General features: G+C 61.4%; 9 protein-coding genes. 4 read left to right on the plus strand and 5 right to left on the minus strand.

Annotated features, from left to right (window positions below):
• Positions 1–102: 102 nt before the first annotated feature.
• The gene (locus ACOYXJ_RS18555) at positions 103–657 is read right to left on the minus strand and encodes an RNA polymerase factor sigma-70 (protein WP_064120208.1); all 555 of its coding nucleotides are present in this window, start codon (positions 655–657) and stop codon (positions 103–105) included.
• 368 nt (positions 658–1,025) lie between these two features.
• On the opposite strand from ACOYXJ_RS18555, the gene ACOYXJ_RS18560 reads away from it, so the two are divergent.
• The gene (locus tag ACOYXJ_RS18560) at positions 1,026–14,024 is read left to right on the plus strand and encodes a non-ribosomal peptide synthetase (RefSeq protein ID WP_460370881.1); all 12,999 of its coding nucleotides are present in this window, start codon (positions 1,026–1,028) and stop codon (positions 14,022–14,024) included.
• A gap of 194 nt (positions 14,025–14,218) precedes the next feature.
• Complete coding sequence (locus ACOYXJ_RS18565) at positions 14,219–15,034, plus strand: alpha/beta fold hydrolase (protein ID WP_460370883.1); 816 nt, start codon at positions 14,219–14,221, stop codon at positions 15,032–15,034.
• Positions 15,035–15,202: 168 nt separating this feature from the next.
• Here the strand turns inward: ACOYXJ_RS18565 and dsbG are convergent, their stop codons facing one another.
• From dsbG to ACOYXJ_RS18585, 4 genes are all read right to left on the minus strand, one after another.
• A complete protein-coding gene (dsbG, locus tag ACOYXJ_RS18570) occupies positions 15,203–15,973 on the minus strand; it encodes a thiol:disulfide interchange protein DsbG (RefSeq protein ID WP_102900413.1) in 771 nt (256 codons plus the stop codon).
• The gene (locus ACOYXJ_RS18575; protein ID WP_150792956.1) at positions 15,949–16,830 is read right to left on the minus strand and encodes a TlpA disulfide reductase family protein; all 882 of its coding nucleotides are present in this window, start codon (positions 16,828–16,830) and stop codon (positions 15,949–15,951) included. The genes dsbG and ACOYXJ_RS18575 overlap by 25 nt, the downstream gene beginning before the upstream one ends.
• Entirely contained in the window at positions 16,830–18,563 is a 1,734-nt protein-coding gene (gene dsbD / locus ACOYXJ_RS18580) for a protein-disulfide reductase DsbD (protein ID WP_460370886.1), read from the minus strand. Before dsbD ends, ACOYXJ_RS18575 begins: the two co-directional genes overlap by 1 nt.
• 97 nt (positions 18,564–18,660) lie before the next feature.
• Complete coding sequence (locus ACOYXJ_RS18585) at positions 18,661–19,353, minus strand: hypothetical protein (RefSeq protein ID WP_150792954.1); 693 nt, start codon at positions 19,351–19,353, stop codon at positions 18,661–18,663.
• Between the two features lie 238 nt (positions 19,354–19,591).
• On the opposite strand from ACOYXJ_RS18585, the gene ACOYXJ_RS18590 reads away from it, so the two are divergent.
• Positions 19,592–20,272 carry a response regulator gene (locus ACOYXJ_RS18590; protein ID WP_016985441.1) on the plus strand — a complete coding sequence of 227 codons (681 nt, stop codon included), beginning with the start codon at positions 19,592–19,594 and terminating at the stop codon, positions 20,270–20,272.
• Positions 20,272–21,594, plus strand: coding sequence for an ATP-binding protein (locus tag ACOYXJ_RS18595; RefSeq protein WP_460370888.1), 1,323 nt, complete (start codon positions 20,272–20,274; stop codon positions 21,592–21,594). The genes ACOYXJ_RS18590 and ACOYXJ_RS18595 overlap by 1 nt, the downstream gene beginning before the upstream one ends.
• The last annotated feature ends 80 nt before the right edge of the window (positions 21,595–21,674 follow it).

A 21,674-nucleotide genomic window follows, 5' to 3' on the forward strand; every position in this document is an offset into this window, starting at 1 on the left:
TTAAAAGCAAAAGATCGCAGCCTTCGGCAGCTCCTACAGAAGAATGCATTGCAATGTAGGAGCTGCCGAAGGCTGCGATCTTTTTTATCTGTCGACGCGGTCTCAGCGACGACCCACAGCCACCGCATCCCGGCGACTGCCCGAGACCTTGCGGCAGTGCACCAGTGCATCACGAATCATGAAGTTGACCAGGGTTGGCGAAACGCCCAGTTCCTTGGCGATATCCTTTTGCGGCACGCCGTGCAGGCGGTACATCTCGAACGCATAGCGAGTGCGGCTGGGCAGCTCGGTCAGTGCGTCGGCGATGTTTTCCAGAGTCGAAAAGTTGATGTGCGAGGTTTCCGGTGAAGCACCCTGGATGACCACATTCAGCCCTTCCTCTTCAGGGCCGGAGTACTTCTGTTCCAGCGCCTGTTTGCGGTAATGATCGATAGCGAGGTTGCGCACGATCTGGAACAGATAACTCAGTTGAGCCTTGATCGACGACGTGATCGGTGGCGCCGACTGCAGTCGGAAAAACGCATCCTGCACCACATCTTCGGCGCGCGACCGGCAGCCGGTAATGCGCGCTGCAATCTTGACCAGAATCAGTCGATTGTCGACGAATGCCTGAAGTAGCGGTGAATCGCACCTGCTTGTGGATACTTGTTCCGTCATGGAAATCACCTTGCTGCCAATAGGTTAGTGGGACGCCTGGGGAGGGGGCCGTCCTACACATCGAGCGACAAATTATGTTGAATGATAATGATTGTCAATTGAGAAAGAGAAGTAATGCGCTACAAAGGTGCGTTCTGAGAACTGCGACACGCCGCCACACCCCGGCCCCATTGGCGATCCCGCCCGCCGACTAATTATTTCAAGACGTCATCCGTTCTCATTGGTGAATGGTTCCGGGTGCACATCCCCGGCCAGACAGCATTCCGATGCCTTGCGCGGTCGGCACAGACCGCGCCCTGCATGCCCTTCGAAGGGTGTGACGCAGTAACCCGATTCCATTAGCAAGCCGAATTCAGGCAGGAAACCTCATGACCGACGCGTTCGAACTCCCCAGCACCCTGGTCCAAGCCCTCCAGCGCCGCGCGGCCCTGACGCCGGATCGACTGGCTTTGCGTTTTCTTGCCGAAAGCGAAGAGCTGGCTGTGGTACTCAGTTATCGCGAACTGGATGAGCGCGCGCGTACGATAGCGGCGGCGTTGCAGGCCCAAGCGGAATTCGGCGATCGCGCGGTGTTGCTGTTTCCCAGCGGCCCGGACTACGTCGCGGCGTTTTTTGGTTGTCTGTACGCCGGCGTGATCGCGGTGCCGGCCTATCCGCCGGAATCGGCGCGCCGTCACCATCAGGAGCGTTTGCTGTCGATCATCGCTGACGCCGAGCCGCGCCTGCTGCTGACCAGTGCCGATCTGCGCGACGCCTTGCAACAGATCGAAGGTGCGCCGCCGCTGTTGTGCGTCGACACGCTCGACAGCGCTCAAGCCGAAAACTGGGTCGAACCGAGCCTGCCGCAAGATCACATCGCCTTCCTGCAATACACCTCCGGCTCCACCGCATTGCCCAAAGGCGTGCAGGTCAGCCACGGCAATCTGGTCGCCAATGAACTGCTGATCCGTCATGGTTTCGGCATCGACGTGAACCCCGACGACGTCATCGTCAGCTGGCTGCCGCTGTACCACGACATGGGTTTGATCGGTGGCCTGTTGCAGCCGATCTTCAGCGGCGTGCCGTGCATCCTGATGTCGCCGGCGTATTTCCTCGGCCGACCATTGCGCTGGCTCGAAGCGATCAGCGAATACGGCGGCACCATCAGCGGCGGGCCGGACTTCGCCTATCGCTTGTGCAGCGAGCGGGTCAGCGAATCGGCGCTTGAGCGTCTCGATCTGAGCCGCTGGCGCGTGGCGTATTCCGGGTCCGAGCCGATCCGTCTCGACACCCTTGAGCGCTTCGCCGAGAAGTTCACCGCGTGCGGTTTCAGCACAGACAATTTCATGGCCTCCTACGGTCTGGCCGAAGCCACACTGTTCGTCGCCGGCACCCCGCGCGGCACCGGCATCCCGGCGCTGCGCGTGGACGATCAGGCATTGGCACAAAACCGCGCGGAGCCGGGCGAAGGCAACCCGATCATGAGTTGCGGCATCAGCCAACCCGAGCATGCGGTGCTGATCGTCGAACCAAACTCCCTCGCAGAACTGGCCGACAACACCGTCGGCGAAGTCTGGGCTGCCGGCCCAAGTATCGCTCACGGTTACTGGCGCAACCCCGAGGCCAGCGCCAAGACCTTTGTCCAGCACGCCGGCCGCACCTGGCTGCGCACCGGTGATTTGGGTTTCACGCGCGATGGTGAACTGTTCATCACCGGTCGCCTGAAAGACATGCTGATCGTGCGTGGCCACAACCTCTATCCGCAGGACATCGAGAAGACCGTCGAGAACGAAGTGGAAGTGGTGCGCAAGGGCCGCGTCGCTGCATTTGCCGTCAGCCAGAATGGCGAAGAGGGCATCGGTATTGCCGCAGAAATCAGCCGCAGCGTGCAGAAAATCCTGCCGCCGGAAGCGTTGATCAAAGCGATTCGCCAAGCCGTGGCTGAGGCTTATCAGGAAGCCCCGAGCGTGGTGGTGCTGCTTAATCCCGGCGCCTTGCCGAAAACTTCCAGTGGCAAATTGCAGCGCTCGGCGTGCCGCAATCGCCTGGCCGATGGCAGCCTCGACAGCTACGCGGTGTTCCCGTCGTCCGCAGCCGAAGCCCCAGAGTCGACCACCAGCGCATCCGAACTCGAAGCCCTGATCGGCAAGATCTGGGCCGAGCAACTCAACGTCAAACAGGTCAACGCCGACGATCATTTCTTCCTGCTCGGCGGTAACTCGATCGCCGCCACGCAAGTCATCGCCCGCGTTCGCGAAGAACTCGCTCTTGAGCTGAACCTGCGCCTGCTCTTCGAAGCCCCGACCTTGTCTGCATTTGCCGCTGCCGTGGCCCAACAACAGCAGGACGGCGGCAGCGCCCAAGGTGCAATCACCGCGTTGTCGCGCAGCGAGCCGATGCCGCAATCGCTGGCACAAAACCGTCTGTGGATCACTTGGCAGCTCGACCCGCAGAGCAGCGCCTACAACATTCCCGGTGCCCTGCGTCTGCGTGGCGAACTCGACGAAGACGCCTTGCGCGCCAGCTTCCAGCAACTGATCGAGCGCCACGAATCCCTGCGCACACGCTTCTTCGAGCGCGACGGCGTGGCCCTGCAACAAGTCGCTGCCGCCGCCGAATTCAATCTGCAACTGATCGACATCAGCGACCTGCCAGAGCATCAACGCGAAGCCCGTGCTCTGCAGATTCGCGAAGACGAAGCACGCACCCAGTTCGACCTGGAAAAAGGTCCGCTGCTGTGGGTGACGCTGGTGCGTCTCGACGACGAAGATCACCAACTGCTGGTGACGCTGCACCACATCATCGCCGACGGCTGGTCGCTGAACGTGTTGATCGACGAGTTCTCGCGGCTGTACGCCGCCGCTTCGCAAGGGGCGACGGCCAGCCTTGCGCCACTGCCAACCCAGTACGCCGACTACGGCAGCTGGCAGCGCCAATGGCTGGCGCAAGGTGAAGGCGAGCGGCAACTGGCGTACTGGAAAGCGCAACTGGGTGACGAGCATCCGACGCTGGAACTGGCCACCGATCATCCACGTTCGGCTCAACAAATCCGCAGCGCCGCACGCCACACTGTGCGTCTGAGCGCGAGCCTCAGCGATGCGATCCGCCAGACGGCTCAAGCTCACCAATCGACGTCGTTCATGCTGTTGCTCGCGGCGTTGCAGAGCCTGCTGCATCGCTACAGCGGTCAGCGCGACATTCGTATCGGCGTGCCGAATGCCAACCGTCCGCGCCTGGAAACCCAGGGCCTGATCGGCTTTTTCATCAACACTCAAGTGCTGCGTGCAGAGATCGATTCGCGCCTGTCGTTTATCGAACTGCTGGCCCAGACCCGTCAAGCCGCACTCGGTGCACAAGCGAATCAGGATCTGCCGTTCGAACAACTCCTCGAAGCCTTCCCGCAAGCCCGTGAACAAGGCCTGTTCCAGGTCATGTTCAACCATCAGCAACGCGATCTGAGCGCACTCAAGCGTCTGCCGGGTGTGCTCGCCGAAGAACTGCCGTGGCACAGCCGTGAAGCCAAGTTCGATCTGCAACTGCACAGCGAAGAAGACCGTAACGGTCGTCTGACCCTGTCGTTCGACTACGCCAGTGAACTGTTCGACGCCGCGACTATCGAGCGTCTGGCCGAGCATTTCAGCAACCTGTTGCGCGACGTCTGCGAACGTCCGGAGCAAGCCATCGGCGACCTGCAATTGCTCACCGGCGGCGAACACGATCAGCAAAAAAACTGGGGCGTCGCACCGTGCACCCCGGCGCAACAATGGCTGCCGGAACTGCTGAATGAACAGGTGCGGCAAACCCCGGAACGCACCGCGCTGGTGTGGGAGGGCGGCAGCCTCGACTTCGCTGAACTGCACACACAAGCCAACCGCCTCGCGCACTACCTGCGCGACAAAGGCGTCGGCCCGGATGTCTGCGTGGCCATCGCCGCCGAGCGTTCGCCGCAACTGCTGATTGGCCTGCTGGCGATCATCAAGGCCGGTGGCGCCTACGTGCCGCTGGACCCGGATTACCCGGCGGATCGTCTGGCCTACATGCTCAGCGACAGCGGCGTCGAATTGCTGCTGACCCAGACTGAATTGCTCGAGCGTTTGCCGGCCAGCGATGGCGTCAGCGTGATCGCCATGGACGCGTTGCATCTGGAGAACTGGCCGAGCCACGCACCGGGTCTACACCTGCACGGTGACAACCTCGCCTATGTGATTTACACCTCGGGCTCCACCGGCCAGCCGAAAGGCGTCGGCAACACCCACGCTGCTTTGGCCGAACGTCTGCAATGGATGCAGAACACTTACCGCCTCGATGAAACCGATGTGCTGATGCAAAAGGCGCCGATCAGTTTCGACGTGTCGGTGTGGGAATGCTTCTGGCCGCTGATCACTGGCGCACGCCTGCTGATTGCAGGCCCCGGTGAACACCGCGATCCGCATCGCATCGCCCAGCTCGTTAGAGAATATGGCGTGACCACGCTGCACTTTGTGCCGCCGCTGCTCTCGCTGTTTATCGACGAGCCGCTGAGCGCCGAATGCACCCGCCTGCGCCGGGTATTCTCCGGCGGTGAAGCACTGCCGGCCGAACTGCGCAACCGCGTACTCGCGCAACTGCCGGCGGTGCAAATGCACAACCGTTACGGCCCGACCGAAACCGCAATCAACGTTACCCATTGGCATTGCACCGCGGCCGATGGCGAGCGCTCGCCGATTGGCCGTCCGCTGGGCAATGTGATCTGCCGCATTCTCGATGCCGATCTCAATCCAGTGCCGGCCGGTGTGCCGGGTGAGTTGTGCATCAGTGGCGTCGGTCTGGCCCGTGGTTACCTCGGCCGTCCATCGCTGACCGCAGAGCGTTTTGTCGTCGATCCGCTGGGCGAGCAGGGCGCACGTTTGTACCGTACCGGCGACCGTGCGCGCTGGACCTGCGATGGCGTGATCGAATACCTCGGCCGTCTCGATCAGCAAGTCAAACTGCGTGGCTTCCGCGTTGAACCGGAAGAAATCGAAGCGCGTCTGCTCGCTCAGGACGGCGTCGCCCAAGCCGTGGTGCTGGTGCGCGAAACTGCTGCCGGCGCACAGCTGATCGGCTACTTCACCGCATCCGATGCGAGCGAAGTTGCAGACGAACAAATCACGCGCCTGAAAACCGCACTGGCCGCTGAGCTGCCGGAATACATGGTCCCGGCGCAACTGATGCGTCTGGATGAAATGCCGCTAAGCCCCAGCGGCAAACTCGACCGCCGCGCCTTGCCCGAGCCGCAATGGCAAGTGCGCGAACATGTAGAGCCGGTCACGGAGCTTGAACAGCAAGTCGCCGCGATCTGGCGCGAAGTGCTCGGTCTGGCACAAGTCGGCCTGCGCGACGACTTCTTCGCCCTCGGCGGTCACTCGCTGCTGGCCACGCAAATCATCTCGCGCAGCCGTCAGGCCTGTGACGTCGAACTGCCGTTGCGCGCCTTGTTCGAACACAGCGAACTCGGCGATTTTGCCGAACAGATTCGCCTGATCCAGGCCAGCGGCCGCACCAACAAGCAGCCGCCGATCGACAAGGTTGATCGCAGCAAACCGGTGCCGCTGTCCTACTCGCAACAGCGCATGTGGTTCCTCTGGCAGATGGAACCGGACAGCCCCGCGTACAACGTCGGCGGCATGGCGCGTCTGCGCGGCGTGTTGCACGTCGAGCGTTTCGAGGCCGCACTGCAAGCACTGATCCTGCGTCACGAAACCCTGCGCACCACGTTCCCGAGCGTCGACGGCGTCGCCCGTCAGCAGGTGCATGCCGAAACCGGCGTACGCATGGGCTGGAAGGATTTTTCAAAACTTGCCGCCGATGTGCGCGAGCAAAAGGTTCAGCAACTGGCTGACGAAGAAGCGCATCTGCCGTTCGATCTGGAAACCGGCCCGCTGCTGCGCGCCTGCCTGGTGAAGACCGCCGAGCAGGAGCATTACTTTGTCCTGACTCTGCACCACATCGTCACCGAAGGCTGGGCGATGGACATCTTCGCCCGTGAACTCAGCGCGCTGTATGAAGCGTTCGTTGACGACCGTGATTCGCCGCTTGAGCCGCTGCCGGTGCAGTACCTCGACTACAGCGTCTGGCAGCGCAACTGGCTGGAATCCGGCGAGCGTCAGCGCCAACTCGACTACTGGACGGCGCAACTCGGTCGTGAGCATCCATTGCTGGAGCTGCCGGGCGACCGCCCGCGTCCGCCGGTGCAAAGCCATCAGGGTGAACTGTTCCGCTTCGATCTGAGCGATGACCTCGCGGCGCGAGTTCGTGCGTTCAACGCGCAAAACGGTCTGACCCTGTTCATGACCATGACCGCCGCACTGGCCACGTTGCTTTACCGCTACAGCGGCCAGACCGATCTGCGCATCGGCGCGCCGGTAGCCAACCGCATCCGTCCGGAAAGCGAAGGGCTGATCGGTGCGTTCCTCAATACGCAAGTACTGCGTTGCCAGCTCGACGGCATGATGTCGGTCGGCGAATTGTTCGAGCAGGTGCGTCACACCGTGATCGAAGGCCAGTCCCATCAGGATCTGCCATTCGATCATCTGGTTGAAGCGCTACAGCCGCCGCGCAGCGCTGCGTACAACCCGCTGTTCCAGGTGATGTGCAACGTGCAGCGCTGGGAATTCCAGCAGAGCCGCATGCTCGCCGGGATGACCGTCGAATATCTGGCCAACGATGCGCGAGCGACCAAGTTCGACCTCAACCTGGAAGTCACCGACCTCGACCATCGCCTCGGTTGCTGCCTGACTTACAGCACCGATCTGTTCGACGAACCGACCATCGCACGCATGGCCAAGCATTGGCGCAATCTGCTCGAAGCGTTGATCGCCGATCCGCAACAACGTCTCAGCGAATTGCCGCTGCTCGATCAGCCCGAGCAACAGCATCTGCTCCACAGCCTTGGCATCGAGCCGGGCGAGCATCGTCTCGATCAATGCATTCATCACCTGTTCGCCGAACAAGCGCTGGCGCGCAAAGACGCGCCGGCCCTGACTTTCGCCGGGCAGACCCTGAGCTACGCCGAACTCGACGCCCGCGCAAATCGCTTGGCCTGGGCCTTGCGTGAGCGTGGCGTTGGCCCGCAAGTGCGCGTCGGTCTGGCGCTGGAGCGTTCGCTGGAAATGGTCATTGGCCTGCTGGCGATTCTCAAGGCTGGCGGCGCCTACGTGCCGCTCGACCCCGAATACCCGCTCGACCGTCTGCACTACATGATCGAAGACAGCCGCATCGGCTTGCTGCTCAGTGATCGCGCGATGTTCAAAGCCCTCGGTGATCTGCCGCCGAGCGTGGCGCGCTGGTGCCTGGAAGATGACCGCGCGGCACTCGACGCTTATCCGGCCACTGAGCTGCCGTTTATCAGTCTGCCGCAGCATCAGGCCTACCTGATTTACACCTCGGGCTCGACCGGTAAACCGAAAGGCGTGATGGTCTCCCACGGCGAAATCGCCATGCACTGCCAAGCGGTGATCGAGCGTTTCGGCATGCGCCCGGACGATTGCGAGCTGCACTTCTATTCGATCAACTTCGACGCCGCCACCGAGCGACTGTTAGTGCCGTTGCTCAGCGGTGCGCAGGTGGTGTTGCGTGCGCAGGGTCAGTGGGACGCGGAAGAAATCTGCGGTTTGATCCGCACGCATAAAATCAACGTGCTCGGTTTTACCCCGAGCTACGGCAGCCAGTTGGCGCAGTTCCTCTCGACGCAAAACGAAATCCTCCCGGTGCGGATGATCATCACCGGCGGCGAAGCGTTGACCGGCGAACACCTGCAACGGATTCGCGCGGCGTTCAAACCAGCGATGTTCTTCAACGCGTATGGCCCGACGGAAACCGTGGTCATGCCACTGGCCAGTCTGGCGCCGGAAGTGCTGGAAGAGGGCGCCGGCAGTGTGCCGATCGGTAGCGTGATTGGCGCGCGTGTCGCCTATATTCTCGACGCCGATCTGGCGCTGGTGCCGCAAGGCGCGACCGGTGAGTTGTTCGTCGGCGGCGCCGGTCTGGCGCAGGCCTATCACGATCGTCCGGGCATCACCGCCGAGCGCTTTGTCGCTGACCCGTTTGCCACCGATGGCGGGCGCATGTACCGCACCGGCGACCTGGTGCGCCAGCGTGGCGATGGCTTGGTGGAATACCTGGGCCGGATCGACCATCAGGTGAAGATCCGTGGATTCCGTATCGAACTGGGCGAAATCGAAACGCGCCTGCTCGATCACGACTCGATCCGCGAAGCCGTGGTGCTCGCCCTCGATGCGCCAAGCGGCAAACAACTGGTCGGCTATCTGGTGACTGAAGTCGCCGAGCAAAGCGAAGCCAGGCAGGCCGAGCTGCGCGAAGCCCTCAAGTCGCACCTCAAGGCGCAACTGCCGGATTACATGGTGCCGACGCATCTGATTCTGCTGGCGAGCATGCCGCTGACCGCCAACGGCAAACTCGATCGCCGCGCGTTGCCGGCGCCGGATCCTGAGTTGAATCGTCAGGACTACGTCGCGCCGAGCAACGAACTGGAACAGACCCTGGCGCAGATCTGGTGCGAAGTGCTCAACGTCGAGCAGGTCGGCCTCAACGACAACTTCTTTGAATTGGGCGGCGATTCGATTCTGTCGATCCAAGTGGTCAGCCGCGCACGGCAGCAGGGCATTCATTTCAGCCCGCGCGATCTGTTCCAGCATCAGACTGTGCAGACTTTGGCCGCTGTGGCCAGCCGCACTGAGCAGGTCACGGCCGAGCAAGGTCTGGTGTCGGGTGAATCGCGCCTGACGCCGATTCAGCACTGGTTCTTCGACACTGAAATCCATGAGCGTCAGCACTGGAACCAGGCGTTGTTGCTGGAGCCGACCGCGACCCTCGAAGCGCATCGTCTGGAGCAGGCGTTGTTGGCGGTGATCGAGCAGCATGACGCCCTGCGTCTGCGCTTTACCGAGGCCAATGGCGAGTGGCAAGCCACGCACCAACCGGTGTCTGATGCAGCCGTGTTGTGGCAAGTGCGCGTCACCTCGATGGACAAGTGCGAAGCGCTGTTCGCTGATGCGCAACGCAGTCTTGATCTGGAAAACGGCCCACTGGTTCGCGCCTTGCTGGTCGACGGCCCTGAAGATCAGCAACGCCTGTTTATCGCGATCCATCACTTGGTGGTCGACGGCGTGTCGTGGCGCGTTCTGCTCGACGATCTGCAAACGGTGTATCGCCAACTCGACGCCGAACAAGCGGTGAAACTGCCGGCGAAAACCAGTGCCTTCAAAGACTGGGCCGCGCGTTTGCAGGACTACGCCGGCAGCGAATCCCTGCGCGAAGAACTCAACTGGTGGCAGACCCAACTGGCCGGCCCGAATGCCGATCTGCCTTGTGAAAATCCACAGGGCGGCCAGCAGAATCGTCACGCGCAAACCGTCAGCGTGCGCCTCGATGCCGAGCACACCAAACAGTTGCTGCAACAGGCGCCAGCCGCCTATCGCACGCAAGTCAACGATCTGCTGCTGACCGCATTGGCCCGCGTACTCTGCCGCTGGAGCGGTCAACCGTCGGCGCTGATTCAACTGGAAGGCCACGGCCGTGAAACCCTGTTCGACGAGATCGATCTGACTCGAACCGTCGGCTGGTTCACCAGCGCTTACCCGCTGCGCCTGACCCCGCACAATATTGAAGAAGCCGCCGGGCAGGGCGCTTCGATCAAAGCGATCAAAGAACAGCTGCGCACCGTGCCGCACAAAGGCCTCGGTTATGGCGTGCTGCGTTATCTCGCCGATGACCTCAGCCAGCGCAGCATGGCCGCGCTGCCGCATGCGCCGGTCACCTTCAACTACCTCGGCCAGTTCGACCAGAGTTTCGGCAGCGATGCGCTGTTCCGTCCGCTGGATGAACCCGTCGGTGCCGCCCACGATCCGCAGGCGCCATTGCCGAACGAGTTGAGCATCGACAGCCAGGTTTACGGCGGTGAATTGCTCCTGCGCTGGACCTTCAGCGCCGAGCGTTACGAGGCGCGAACCATCAACGATCTGGCCGATGCCTACCTCGGCGAGCTGCAAAGCCTGATCGCCCATTGCCTGCAAGACGAGGCCGGTGGGCTGACGCCGTCGGACTTCCCGCTGGCCAGACTGACTCAGGCGCAACTGGATGCCTTGCCGGTGCCGGCCGCACACATCGAAGACGTTTATCCGCTGACGCCGATGCAGGAAGGCATGTTGCTGCACACCTTGCTCGAACCGGGCACCGGTCTGTACTACATGCAGGATCGCTACCGCATCAACAGCGAACTCGACGCCGAGCGTTTCGCCCAGGCCTGGCAAGCGGTGATCGCCCGTCACGAAGCGCTGCGCGCGTCGTTCTGCTGGAACGTCGGCGAAGACATGCTGCAAGTGATTCACACCCCGGGTCACACGCCGATCGAGTATCTGGACTGGAGCGCCATCGCCGACACCGAGCAGGAACCCAAGCTGCAAGCCTTGTTGAAGAGCGAGCGCGAGGCCGGTTTCGATCTGCTCAATCAGGCACCGTTTCACCTGCGCCTGATCAAGGTCGGCGCGGCGCGCTACTGGTTCATGATGAGCAACCACCACATCCTCATCGATGCCTGGTGCCGCTCGTTGCTGATGAATGACTTCTTCGAAATCTACACCGCGTTGGGTGAGGGTCGTGAAGTGCAACTTGCCGTGCCGCCGCGTTATCGCGATTACATCGGCTGGCTGCAACGTCAGAGCCTGGCCGAAGCGCGGCAGTGGTGGCAGCACAATCTGCAAGGGTTCGAACGCACCACGCCGATCCCGAGCGATCGTCCGTTCCTGCGCGAACACGCCGGTGAAAGCGGCGGTATGGTCGTTGGCGACCGCTACACCCGCCTGAATGTCGAGGACGGTGCGCGTCTGCGTGAACTGGCGCAGGCCCATCAACTGACCATCAACACCTTTGCCCAAGCCGCGTGGGCCTTGGTGCTGCGCCGTATGAGCGGCGATCGTGACGTGCTGTTCGGCGTGACCGTCGCCGGGCGTCCGGTGGACATGCCGGAAATGCAACGCACGGTCGGCCTGTTCATCAACAGTATTGCGCTGCGGGTGAAGATGCCTGAGGACGATCAGCGCAGCAGTGTGCGTCAGTGGCTCAGTGCTTTGCTCGACAGCAACATGCAGCTGCGCGAGTACGAATACCTGCCGCTGGTGAGCATTCAGGAACAGAGCGAACTGCCGAAAGGCCAGCCGCTGTTCGACAGCCTGTTCGTCTTCGAGAACGCCCCGGTGGAAGTCTCGGTGCTGGATCGGGCGCAGAGCCTGAACGCGACTTCGGACTCCGGCCGAACCCACACCAACTTCCCGCTGACGGCGGTGTGCTACCCGGGCGATGACCTCGGTCTGCACCTGTCGTATGACCAGCGTTACTTTGATGAATCGACCATCGAGCGCATGCTCGGCGAGTTCAAGCGTTTGTTGCTGGCGCTGGTCGATGGCTTCCACGGCGACATGGCTGATCTACCGCTGCTGGGTGGCGAGGAACAGGACTTCCTGCTCCACGGTTGCAACCAGAGTGCCCACGATTATCCGCTGGAGCAGAGCTACGTTGCGCTGTTCGAGGCGCAGGTTGCCGCGCATCCGCAGCGCATTGCAGCCACGTGTCTTGATCAGCGGCAGAGTTATGAAGAACTGAATCACAACGCCAACCGTCTCGGCCATGCACTGGTCGCTGCGGGTGTGCAGATGGATCAACCGGTGGCGCTGCTCGCCGAGCGTAATCTCGATCTGCTTGGCATGATCATCGGCAGCTTCAAGGCTGGCGCGGGTTATCTGCCACTGGATCCGGGCCTGCCGAGCCAGCGTCTGCAGCGCATCATTGAGCTGAGCCGCACGCCGGTGCTGGTCTGCTCTAAAACATGCTTTGAACAGGCGCAGACCTTGCTGGATGAATTCAGCTGCGCCAATCGCCCGCGCTTGCTGGTCTGGGAAGAAATTCAAGCGGCGGCAACGTCGGCGCAGAACCTGGGCATTTACAGCGGCCCGGACAACCTCGCCTACGTGATCTACACCTCGGGTTCGACCGGCCTGCCGAAAGGCGTGATGGTCGAGCAACGCGGCATGCTCAACAACCAATTGAGCAAGGTGCCGTACTTGAATTTGAGCGACGCCGACGTGATCGCCCAGACCGCTTCGCAAAGCTTCGATATTTCGGTCTGGCAGTTCCTTGCCGCACCGGTGTTCGGTGCGCGCGTGGACATCGTGCCGAATACGATTGCCCACGATCCGCAAGGTTTGCTGGTGCATGTGCAGGCGCAGGGCATCACCGTTCTGGAGAGCGTGCCATCGCTGATTCAGGGCATGCTCGCCTCGGATCGCCTGAGCCTCGATGGCTTGCGCTGGATGTTGCCGACCGGTGAAGCGATGCCGCCTGAACTGGCGCACCAATGGCTGCTGCGTTACCCGGACATCGGGCTGGTCAACGCTTATGGCCCGGCGGAATGCTCCGATGACGTGGCGTTCTTCCGTGTCGACATGGCCTCGACGCGCGGCAGTTATTTGCCGATCGGTACGCCAACCGACAACAACTTGCTTTATTTGCTTGATGGCGCGCTGGAACTGGTGCCGTTGGGTGCGGTGGGTGAGTTGTGCGTGGCGGGGACGGGTGTCGGTCGCGGTTATGTCAGCGATCCGTTGCGCACCGCGCCAGTGTTTGTGCCGAATCCGTTCGGTGCGCCGGGCGAGCGTCTGTATCGCACCGGGGACCTGGCGCGGCGTCGCAGTGATGGCGTGCTGGAATACGTTGGCCGGGTTGACCATCAAGTGAAAATTCGCGGTTACCGCATCGAGCTGGGTGAGATCGAGGCGCGTCTGCATGAGCAACCGGAAGTGCGCGATGGCGCAGTCGGGGTGCAGGAAGGCGTCAACGGCAAGCACTTGGTCGGCTATCTGGTTGCGGCCGATTCGGCACTCAATCCGAGCGAACGCCTGGAGCGGATCAAGCAGCGCCTGCGCGCCGAACTGCCGGAATACATGGTGCCGCTGCACTGGTTGTGGCTCGATCAGATGCCGCTGAATGCCAACGGCAAACTCGACCGCAACGCCTTGCCGGCACTGGAAATCGGCCAGTTGCAAAGTCAGGATTATCTGGCGCCGCGCAATGATCTCGAGCAGACATTGGCGGACATTTGGGCCGAGGTGTTGAAGGTCGAGCAGGTCGGTGTCCGCGACAACTTCTTCGAGCTGGGCGGGCATTCATTGCTGGCCACGCAGATCGCTTCGCGGGTGCAGAAAACCCTGCAGCGCGATGTGCCGCTGCGGGCGATGTTCGAGTGCAGCACGGTGGAGGAACTGGCCGAGTACATCGATGGACTGGCGGCGAGTGATATCTCTGAGGAGAAGGTCGATCGGTTGAATGATCTGATGGCGGAGCTGGAGGGGCTTTGATTCTCTAGTGGCTGCACTGGCCCTTTCGCGAGCAGGCTCGCTCCTACACTGGATTATTGGCGTTCACAAAATCCCTTGTGGGAGCGAGCCTGCTCGCGAATGGCGGCGGTACAAACGCGTACATTTGCAGGGTTGACGACCAGCAACCGGCAGCTCAGTCTGCCGGTTCTCTTTTTTTGTCGCGGGGGTGGTCGATGCCTTTTTTCACGGTTGACGGACAAGCGCTGCATTACATTGATCAAGGCTCAGGCCCGGCGGTGTTGCTGGCCGGCAGCTATCTGTGGGACCAGGCCATGTGGGCACCGCAGATTGCCGCTTTGTCGCCGCACTATCGGGTGATTGCGCTGGACCTGTGGGGCCATGGCGAGTCAGGGCGGTTGCCTGAAGGCACGGCATCACTGGATGACATAGCCCGTCAGGCACAGGCCTTGCTCGATCATCTGGATATCGACCGCGTCACGCTGGTTGGCCTGTCGGTCGGCGGCATGTGGGGCGTACGCCTGGCGTTGTCGGCACCGCAGCGCATCAACGGTCTGGTGCTGATGGACACCTACGTCGGCGTCGAACCTGAACCCACCCGGCAATACTACTTCTCGCTGTTCAAGCAGATCGAAGAAACCGGCGAGATCTCCGAGCAATTACTGGACATCGTCGTGCCGATCTTCTTCCGTCCGGGGATCGATCCGCAGTCGGCGCTGTATCAGGATTTCCGCGCGAAACTGGCGGCGTACTCGTCGGATCGGCTGCGCGAAAGCATCGTGCCGATGGGACGTATCACCTTTGGCCGGGATGATTTGTTGCCACGGCTGAGCGAATTGAATGCGGCGACCACGCTGGTAATGTGCGGCGATCAGGACAAACCGCGACCACCGTCGGAAACAAAGGAAATGGCGGAGTTGATCGGTTGCCCGTGGGTGCTGGTGCCGGAGGCGGGGCATATCTCCAATCTGGAGAATCCGCAGTTTGTCACCGAGGCGTTGTTTGCCTTTCTGAACGAGCGCAACCGTTAGACCGGGTGACCGTTCTTCGTCGGAACGCCGCCCGGAGACAAGCTCGCTCCCACAGTGACCGCAGTGAACACAGAGGCTGTGAACACATTCGATCCCTGTGGGAGCGAGCCTGCTCGCGAAGGCGTCATCTCAGGCGCCAACAACCCCGAAGCTACTTAAAACCCGAAGCTACTTAGGCCCAAGAATCTTCACCAACTTGTCCGGCGAAGGCGCGCCTTGCTGCTGTTGCAACTCACCCTTGTCATCCATGTAGAAGATCGCCGGCGTGGCTTGCAAATCCAGGTCTTCCATCAACTGCATGTTCGCCGCCAGTTTGCTCTGCACCGCCACCGGAATATCTTTCAGGGCTTTGAGCGAGCTGCCCTTGCCAGCCTTTTCGTGATCTTCAAGCGCCTTGGCCGGATCCTTCGCAGCCAGCAACGCGGCCGATTTGCCCGGGCTGTCTTCACGAATGATGCCGACCATGATGTGCCGCAGTTGCACCTTGCCGGATTTCACCCACGGCCGCGCCTGTTCCCAGAACATGTTGCAGTAAGGGCAGTTCGGATCGCTGAACAGGTACACGGTGCGCGGTGCATCCTTGTTGCCGTCCTGAATCCAGTTGCTCGCCTCGAACTTTGCCCAGACTTCCTTGGCCATCGGCGCATACACCATTTTTTGCAGCGGCTCGCTGCTCAGGTCTTTGCCGTCGGCGTCGTACATATTGCCGAGAATCACGTGTTTGCCATCCGGGGTCAGGTACAGCGCCATGCCGCGATTCTGATACTGCGCCGCATAACCACGCAAACCATCGGGGGCATCGAACTGACCGACGATTTTCGCGCCTTTGGCTTCGATCTGCTTGATCGCCGCAGGCAATTCTTCAGCGGCCTGCACCGACGGCAAGTGCAGCAGGGCGCTGCCCAGAGTCAGCGTCAGCAGGTGGCGGAGGCGGGGCATGGCAGTTTCCTTGCAGAGGTGGCCGGAGCAGTGGCCGGGTTCGAATTCGGGGTCGGGGTGGCGAAGTTTTCCAGCGCCCGCGCCAGGCTGGCGTTGGACAGCTCGCCCAAGTGACTGGTCAGCAATCGACCGTCCGGGCTATAGAACAGCGTAGTCGGCAAGGCCATGGAACCGACGGCCTGACCCAGCCGGCCGCTGCGGTCGAACAGCACGTTGTTCAGGCTCAGGCCCTGGGTTTCGAGAAATGTCGCCACGCTTTGCATGCTTTCGGCCTGATTGACGAACAGGAAGGTCAGGTCGGGTCGTTGCTGCTGGGCGTTTTCCAGCACCGGCATCTCGCGCCGGCACGGTGGACACCAGGTCGCCCACAGATTGATCACCAGCGGGCCGCCCTGATAGTCGCTGAGCTGAATGGTTTCCCCCGCCGCATTGCGCAGGGAGATGTCCGGCAGCCGGGTGCCTTGTTCATAGATATTCAGCGACAGCGTCGCCAACAGCCAGAACGCCACGCCGCTGGCCACACCAAAACCCAGCGGGCGACGCAAGCCCGGTCGGCGCCAGCCGCGATACAGCGCCACCAGCAGCAGCACGATCACGCCCGGCCAGGCGAGGAAACCACCGTCACGCAAATCAATGATCTGCCACGGGTCATTGCGATAGTGCGACCAGTACAGCAACACAAAGGCAACACGCGCCGCGAGCATCCCGAGCAGAAACAGGCTGAACAACGCCGACTCGGGGTTATCGCCACCACGCTTGGCCACCCGCCAGCCGACAAAGGTCGCCAGCGCCAGGGCACTGATCAGCAGCAGGTGATTAAGCGCAATGGCAAAGGTGCCGAGGGTCAAAGTCAGCATTAATTGGCTTCCCGGGTGGTCGCCCAGCGTTGCAGAAACGTCTCGGCATCGACTTCGCCGGTGATGCGCTGGCTGCGGCGTTCTTCGCCATCCGTGCCGATCCAGACGAAGCTCGGTGGCCCCGGCACTTTGTAGCGGCTGAGCAATTCACGGCTGGCGGCATTGTCGGCAGTGACATCGAGGCGCAGCAGGCGTACGTCACTCAACGTTTGCATGACCTTGTCCTTGCCGAACACCTGCTTCTCCATGACCTTGCACGAGACACACCAGTCGGCGTAGTAATCGAGCAGCACCCACTGACCCTGAGCCTTGGCGGCATCGAGTTCGCGTTGCAGCGCCGCCGGCTCCTTGATCGTGGTGAACGCGTCATGCGCCGATGGCTGCGCTGCGCTGGCGCGGCCGGCGCTGTAGACCTGCAACGGCTGATACGGATCATCGCTGCCGCCCGCCGCACCGATCACCAGCAGACTGCCCCATAACCCGAGCAACAACGAACTGGCGCCGAACAACTGCGCAACGCGGCCAAAACCTTCGGACTGTTTCCAGGCGCAAAACGCGGCGATCAATAACAGTGCACCGCACAGGCCCAGCCACAACGAAGCATCCAGCACCGGGCGCAACATCAACAGCGCGGTGGCGAGGAAGAGGAAACCGAACACACCTTTGAGCAGGTTCATCCAGGCGCCGGGTTTGGGCAGGAAGCGATTGCCCACGGTCACCAGCAACAGCAACGGCACACCTATGCCGATGCCCAGCGAGAACAGGATCAAGCCACCGTGCAGCGCGTTGCCGCTCTGCGCGATGTACAGCAACGCACCGGCCAGTGGCGCGGTCATGCACGGGCCGACCAGCAGACCGGACAAGGCACCGAGCACCCCGGCGCCGATCAGGCTGCCACCGCTGCGACTGCGCGAAGCGTGTTCGAGGCGGTCGCGCAGGGCCACCGGCAATTGCAGTTCAAAGAAACCGAACATCGGCAAGGCCAGCACGACGAAGATCGCGGCAAACGTGCCGAGCAGCCACGGATTCTGCAACCACGCCTGCAGATTCGCGCCGAGTAGCGCAGCAATCACACCCATCGCCGCATATACCAGCGCCATGCAGATCACATAACTACCGGCCAGCGCGAAACCGCGACGCGGGGTCGCGCCACTGCCGACCACCATGCCGGCCAGAATCGGCAGCATCGGCAATGTGCACGGAGTGAAGGCCAGCAACAGTCCGAGGCCGAAAAACACCAGCAGGCTCCAGCCCAGCGCCCGTTGTTGCAGGCTGCTGGCCAAAGCCTGATCGGGTGCTTCTGCACCTGCGGCCACCGCGGCCTTGCCGCCCAGGTCAATCACCCGGGTTTGCGGCGGATAGCACAGCCCCGCGTCGGCACAGCCCTGATAGCTGACCTTGATCTGGCCTGTGGCGGTTGCCGGGATTTTCACTTCCAGCCCTTGGCGATAGACCGGTTGTTCACCGAAGAACTCGTCGCTGTGGGATTCGCCTTCAGGCAGCGCGGGCTGCTGCTGCGCGCTCAGTCCATCGAATTTCAAGCGTTTCTGATACAGGTAATAGCCGTCGGTGATTTGCCAGAACAGCTGGGTTTCACCGGACTCAAGACGTTCGGAGGTGAGCACGAACGCCTTGTCGACCGGCAGAAACTCCGGTTTGGTATCAAATGGATTGTTCCCGGCCTGGGCCAGGCTGGAAATCAGCAGAGCAAAAAAGAGAAAAAAATGACGCATGGAGGAGCCTTGTCCCTGTGCAAGTGAGGTGCAGAATGGGCGGCGGCGATTAACCGATAATTAACCCTATCCTACAAGGCCCTCCGGTTTCGGCCAATCAGCCGCGCAGCAGTCCTGGCCAGTTCTGGTCATTGATGGTTTGCGGGCCGGAGACCAGACGGTCGGACTGAATGTTGTAAGTCAGGTATTGGTTGTCGGTCAGGAAAATGTACCAGTAGCTGTCGGCGAAAGTCCGGTCATTTTGCGCTGCCGTGATGATGCGGTCCTTGTACGGTTTCAGCGCCCCAAGTTGATAATCCCCGAAGGATTTGTAAGTCAGGGTCTTTGCCTTGTAGTTAAACGATAGATAGTGTCCGTCGTTCAGAATAAATCTGAACAGAAACGGCTGACCGGTCAGTTGGAACCAGGTACCGGCGATGATCTTGTCGAAGTAGGGCAGTATCGGCTTCCAGATCGAATCGGCAACTTTATAGAAGGCATCGACCTTGTCCTTGTCCTGGTTGTATTTACACACCACGGGTGTGGCTCCCAGATAGAAGAACAACCACGCAATATCTTCATCGGACGAGGTGTTCCAGCCGAATGAAGTGGTTGTCAGTCCGAAACGCAAGTCTTTGGCATGGGGGCCAAAGCTGTCCCAGTTACCGCCGACCAATGCCGGATAGTTGGCGGATACCTTATTGTCACCGATATCGAATCGGGAATAGGTGTTGCTGTCCTTGAAGAAGAAATAAATACGATCAGGACCGGAACGCCAATCGATCGCGACGAAGTTTGTTAGGTTAGGCATGTTTCTTAAGTCCCTTTAAAGTTGTTGGTGTTTACCGGTCGAAAACTAAATGATCGAAGGGTTATTACATAGGGAGAATGTGTTTCTTTATTAGTGGGAAAGTTTCAGCGCAGAGTGAGTCCCAGCGTCAGGTGGCGCCCCGATGTTTTTGCCCGGCTTTGCGTAAACACCGGTGACGGTCATAATTGCCGCTTAATCCTCGCCTGCTTCACTCGCCTTTTTTATCCACGGAGCACCCATGCACGTACTGGTTTGCGAAGACGATGAGCTGATTGCCAGTGGCATCGTTGCCGGTCTTACGGCTCAGGGTTTGACCGTCGAGCACGTCAACACCGCGTCGAAAGCGCGGGCGATGCTCAAGGTCGCCGAATTTGACGTGATGGTGCTCGATCTCGGCTTGCCCGACGAAGATGGCCTCAAGTTGCTGCAACAATTGCGGCAGAGCGGCCTGGAAATTCCGGTGCTGATTCTGACCGCGCGCGACTCGGTCACCGACCGCGTTGACGGTCTGCAGGCCGGGGCTGACGATTACCTGCTCAAACCGTTCGATCTGCGTGAACTGTTCGCCCGTCTGCAAACCCTGTTGCGCCGGGTTGCCGGGCGCAGCGTCAACCTGATCGAGCACGGTGCGCTGACCTACGACCCGAGCAGTCGTGAAACCATGCTGGCCGGGCAACCGGTGGACCTGTCGCGCCGCGAGCAATCGCTGTTGCAGGCGCTGCTGCACAATCGTGGGCGGGTGCTGTCCACCGAACAGTTGAAAGACAGCGTCTACGGCTTCAACGATGAACTGGAAAGCAACGCGCTGAACGTGCACATCCATCACCTGCGCAGCAAACTGGGTAAAGGCATCGTCGAAACCGTGCGCGGTCTGGGCTATCGCCTTGGCCCGGCCGACGGTGGAGAGCAAGACAAGTGATGAGCCTGCGACTGCGCCTGAGCCTGACCCTCGGCGCTGCGTTTGCGCTGATCTGGGCGCTGGCGGCGGCCTGGATGCTCAGTGACCTGCGCAATCAGATGATGTTTTCCCTCGACCAGCGTCTGGTGGCGTCGGCGCGCATGGTCGCCGGGCTGCTGGAACAGTTGCCGACTTTGCCGAGCAAAGGCGAGGGCACCCACTTCAGTGCCGAGCAACTGAATATCCCCGGCGGCATGGCCTGCCAGGTCAGTTCGTTGCGCGGGGAAATTCTCGCGCGCAGCCACAACAATCCCGAACAGGCACTGGAAGCCGAGAAGATGGGCTTCCATGACCAGATGATCGACGGCGCGCCGTGGCGCAGCTTCACCCTGGCCCGCGGCGATGTGCGCATCACCACGGCCGATCGGCAGATCGAGCGCGAAGCCCTGAACATGTCGATTCTGCTGGCGGCATCGGTGCCGGTGGGCGTGGCGCTGCTCGGCTGCCTGTGCCTGTTGTGGCTGGGCATCGGCCAGGGGCTGGCGCCGCTCAACCGTCTGCGTGAGGCGCTGATGCGGCGCAACGCCGACTCGCTCGAGCCATTGCAGATTCAGACTTTTCCCAGCGAATTGAAGCCGCTGCTCGAAACACAGAACCAGTTGTTCCAGCGCATCGGCAAGACCATTGAGCGTGAGCGCCGTTTGACCGGTGACGCGGCGCATGAGCTGCGCAGTCCGCTGACAGCGATCAAGACCCATCTGCAAGTTGCGCGCATGACCGATGGCAGCGCCCGCGATCAGTCGCTGGCGCGGGCCGAGGAGGGCGCTGATCGCTTGCATCGTACGCTCGAACAATTGCTATTGCTGGCGCGGGTCGAGGGCAGTCTGTCGTTCGATGACGGTTCGCAATGCTGCGCCGAGCAAGTGGCACGCCTGGCGATTCAAGACGCCACGGGTGGCGAGCGCCTGCGCATCAAACTGCAACTGCCGACCGAGCTTTCCGCTGCAGCGCTGCAGATGCCGGCCGTGCTGTCGATTGCGGCGCTGCGCAATCTGCTCGACAACGCCCTGCGTCATACCGCCGAGGATTGTGCGGTTGAGCTGAGCCTGGAGACCATTGGCAACCGCGTACGGTTTGTTGTGCGCGACCATGGCCCGGGGATCGCGCCGGATGATCTGCAACATCTGACCCAGCGCTTCTGGCGCAACGGCCAGAGCACCGGTTGCGGCCTTGGCCTGGCGATTGTTCAGGCGATCGTCCAGCGTTGTGACTGCGCCCTGCATTTCGACAGCCGACCGGATGGCCTGCGGGTCGAACTGACCATGCCGTTGCAACCTGTCTGACCTCACCGCAAATCCCCTGTGGGAGCGAGCCTGCTCGCGAAGACGGCGGCATACTCAACATCAATGTGGCTGGCAAACCG

The organism is Pseudomonas sp. Tul2A7 (assembly GCF_054790505.1).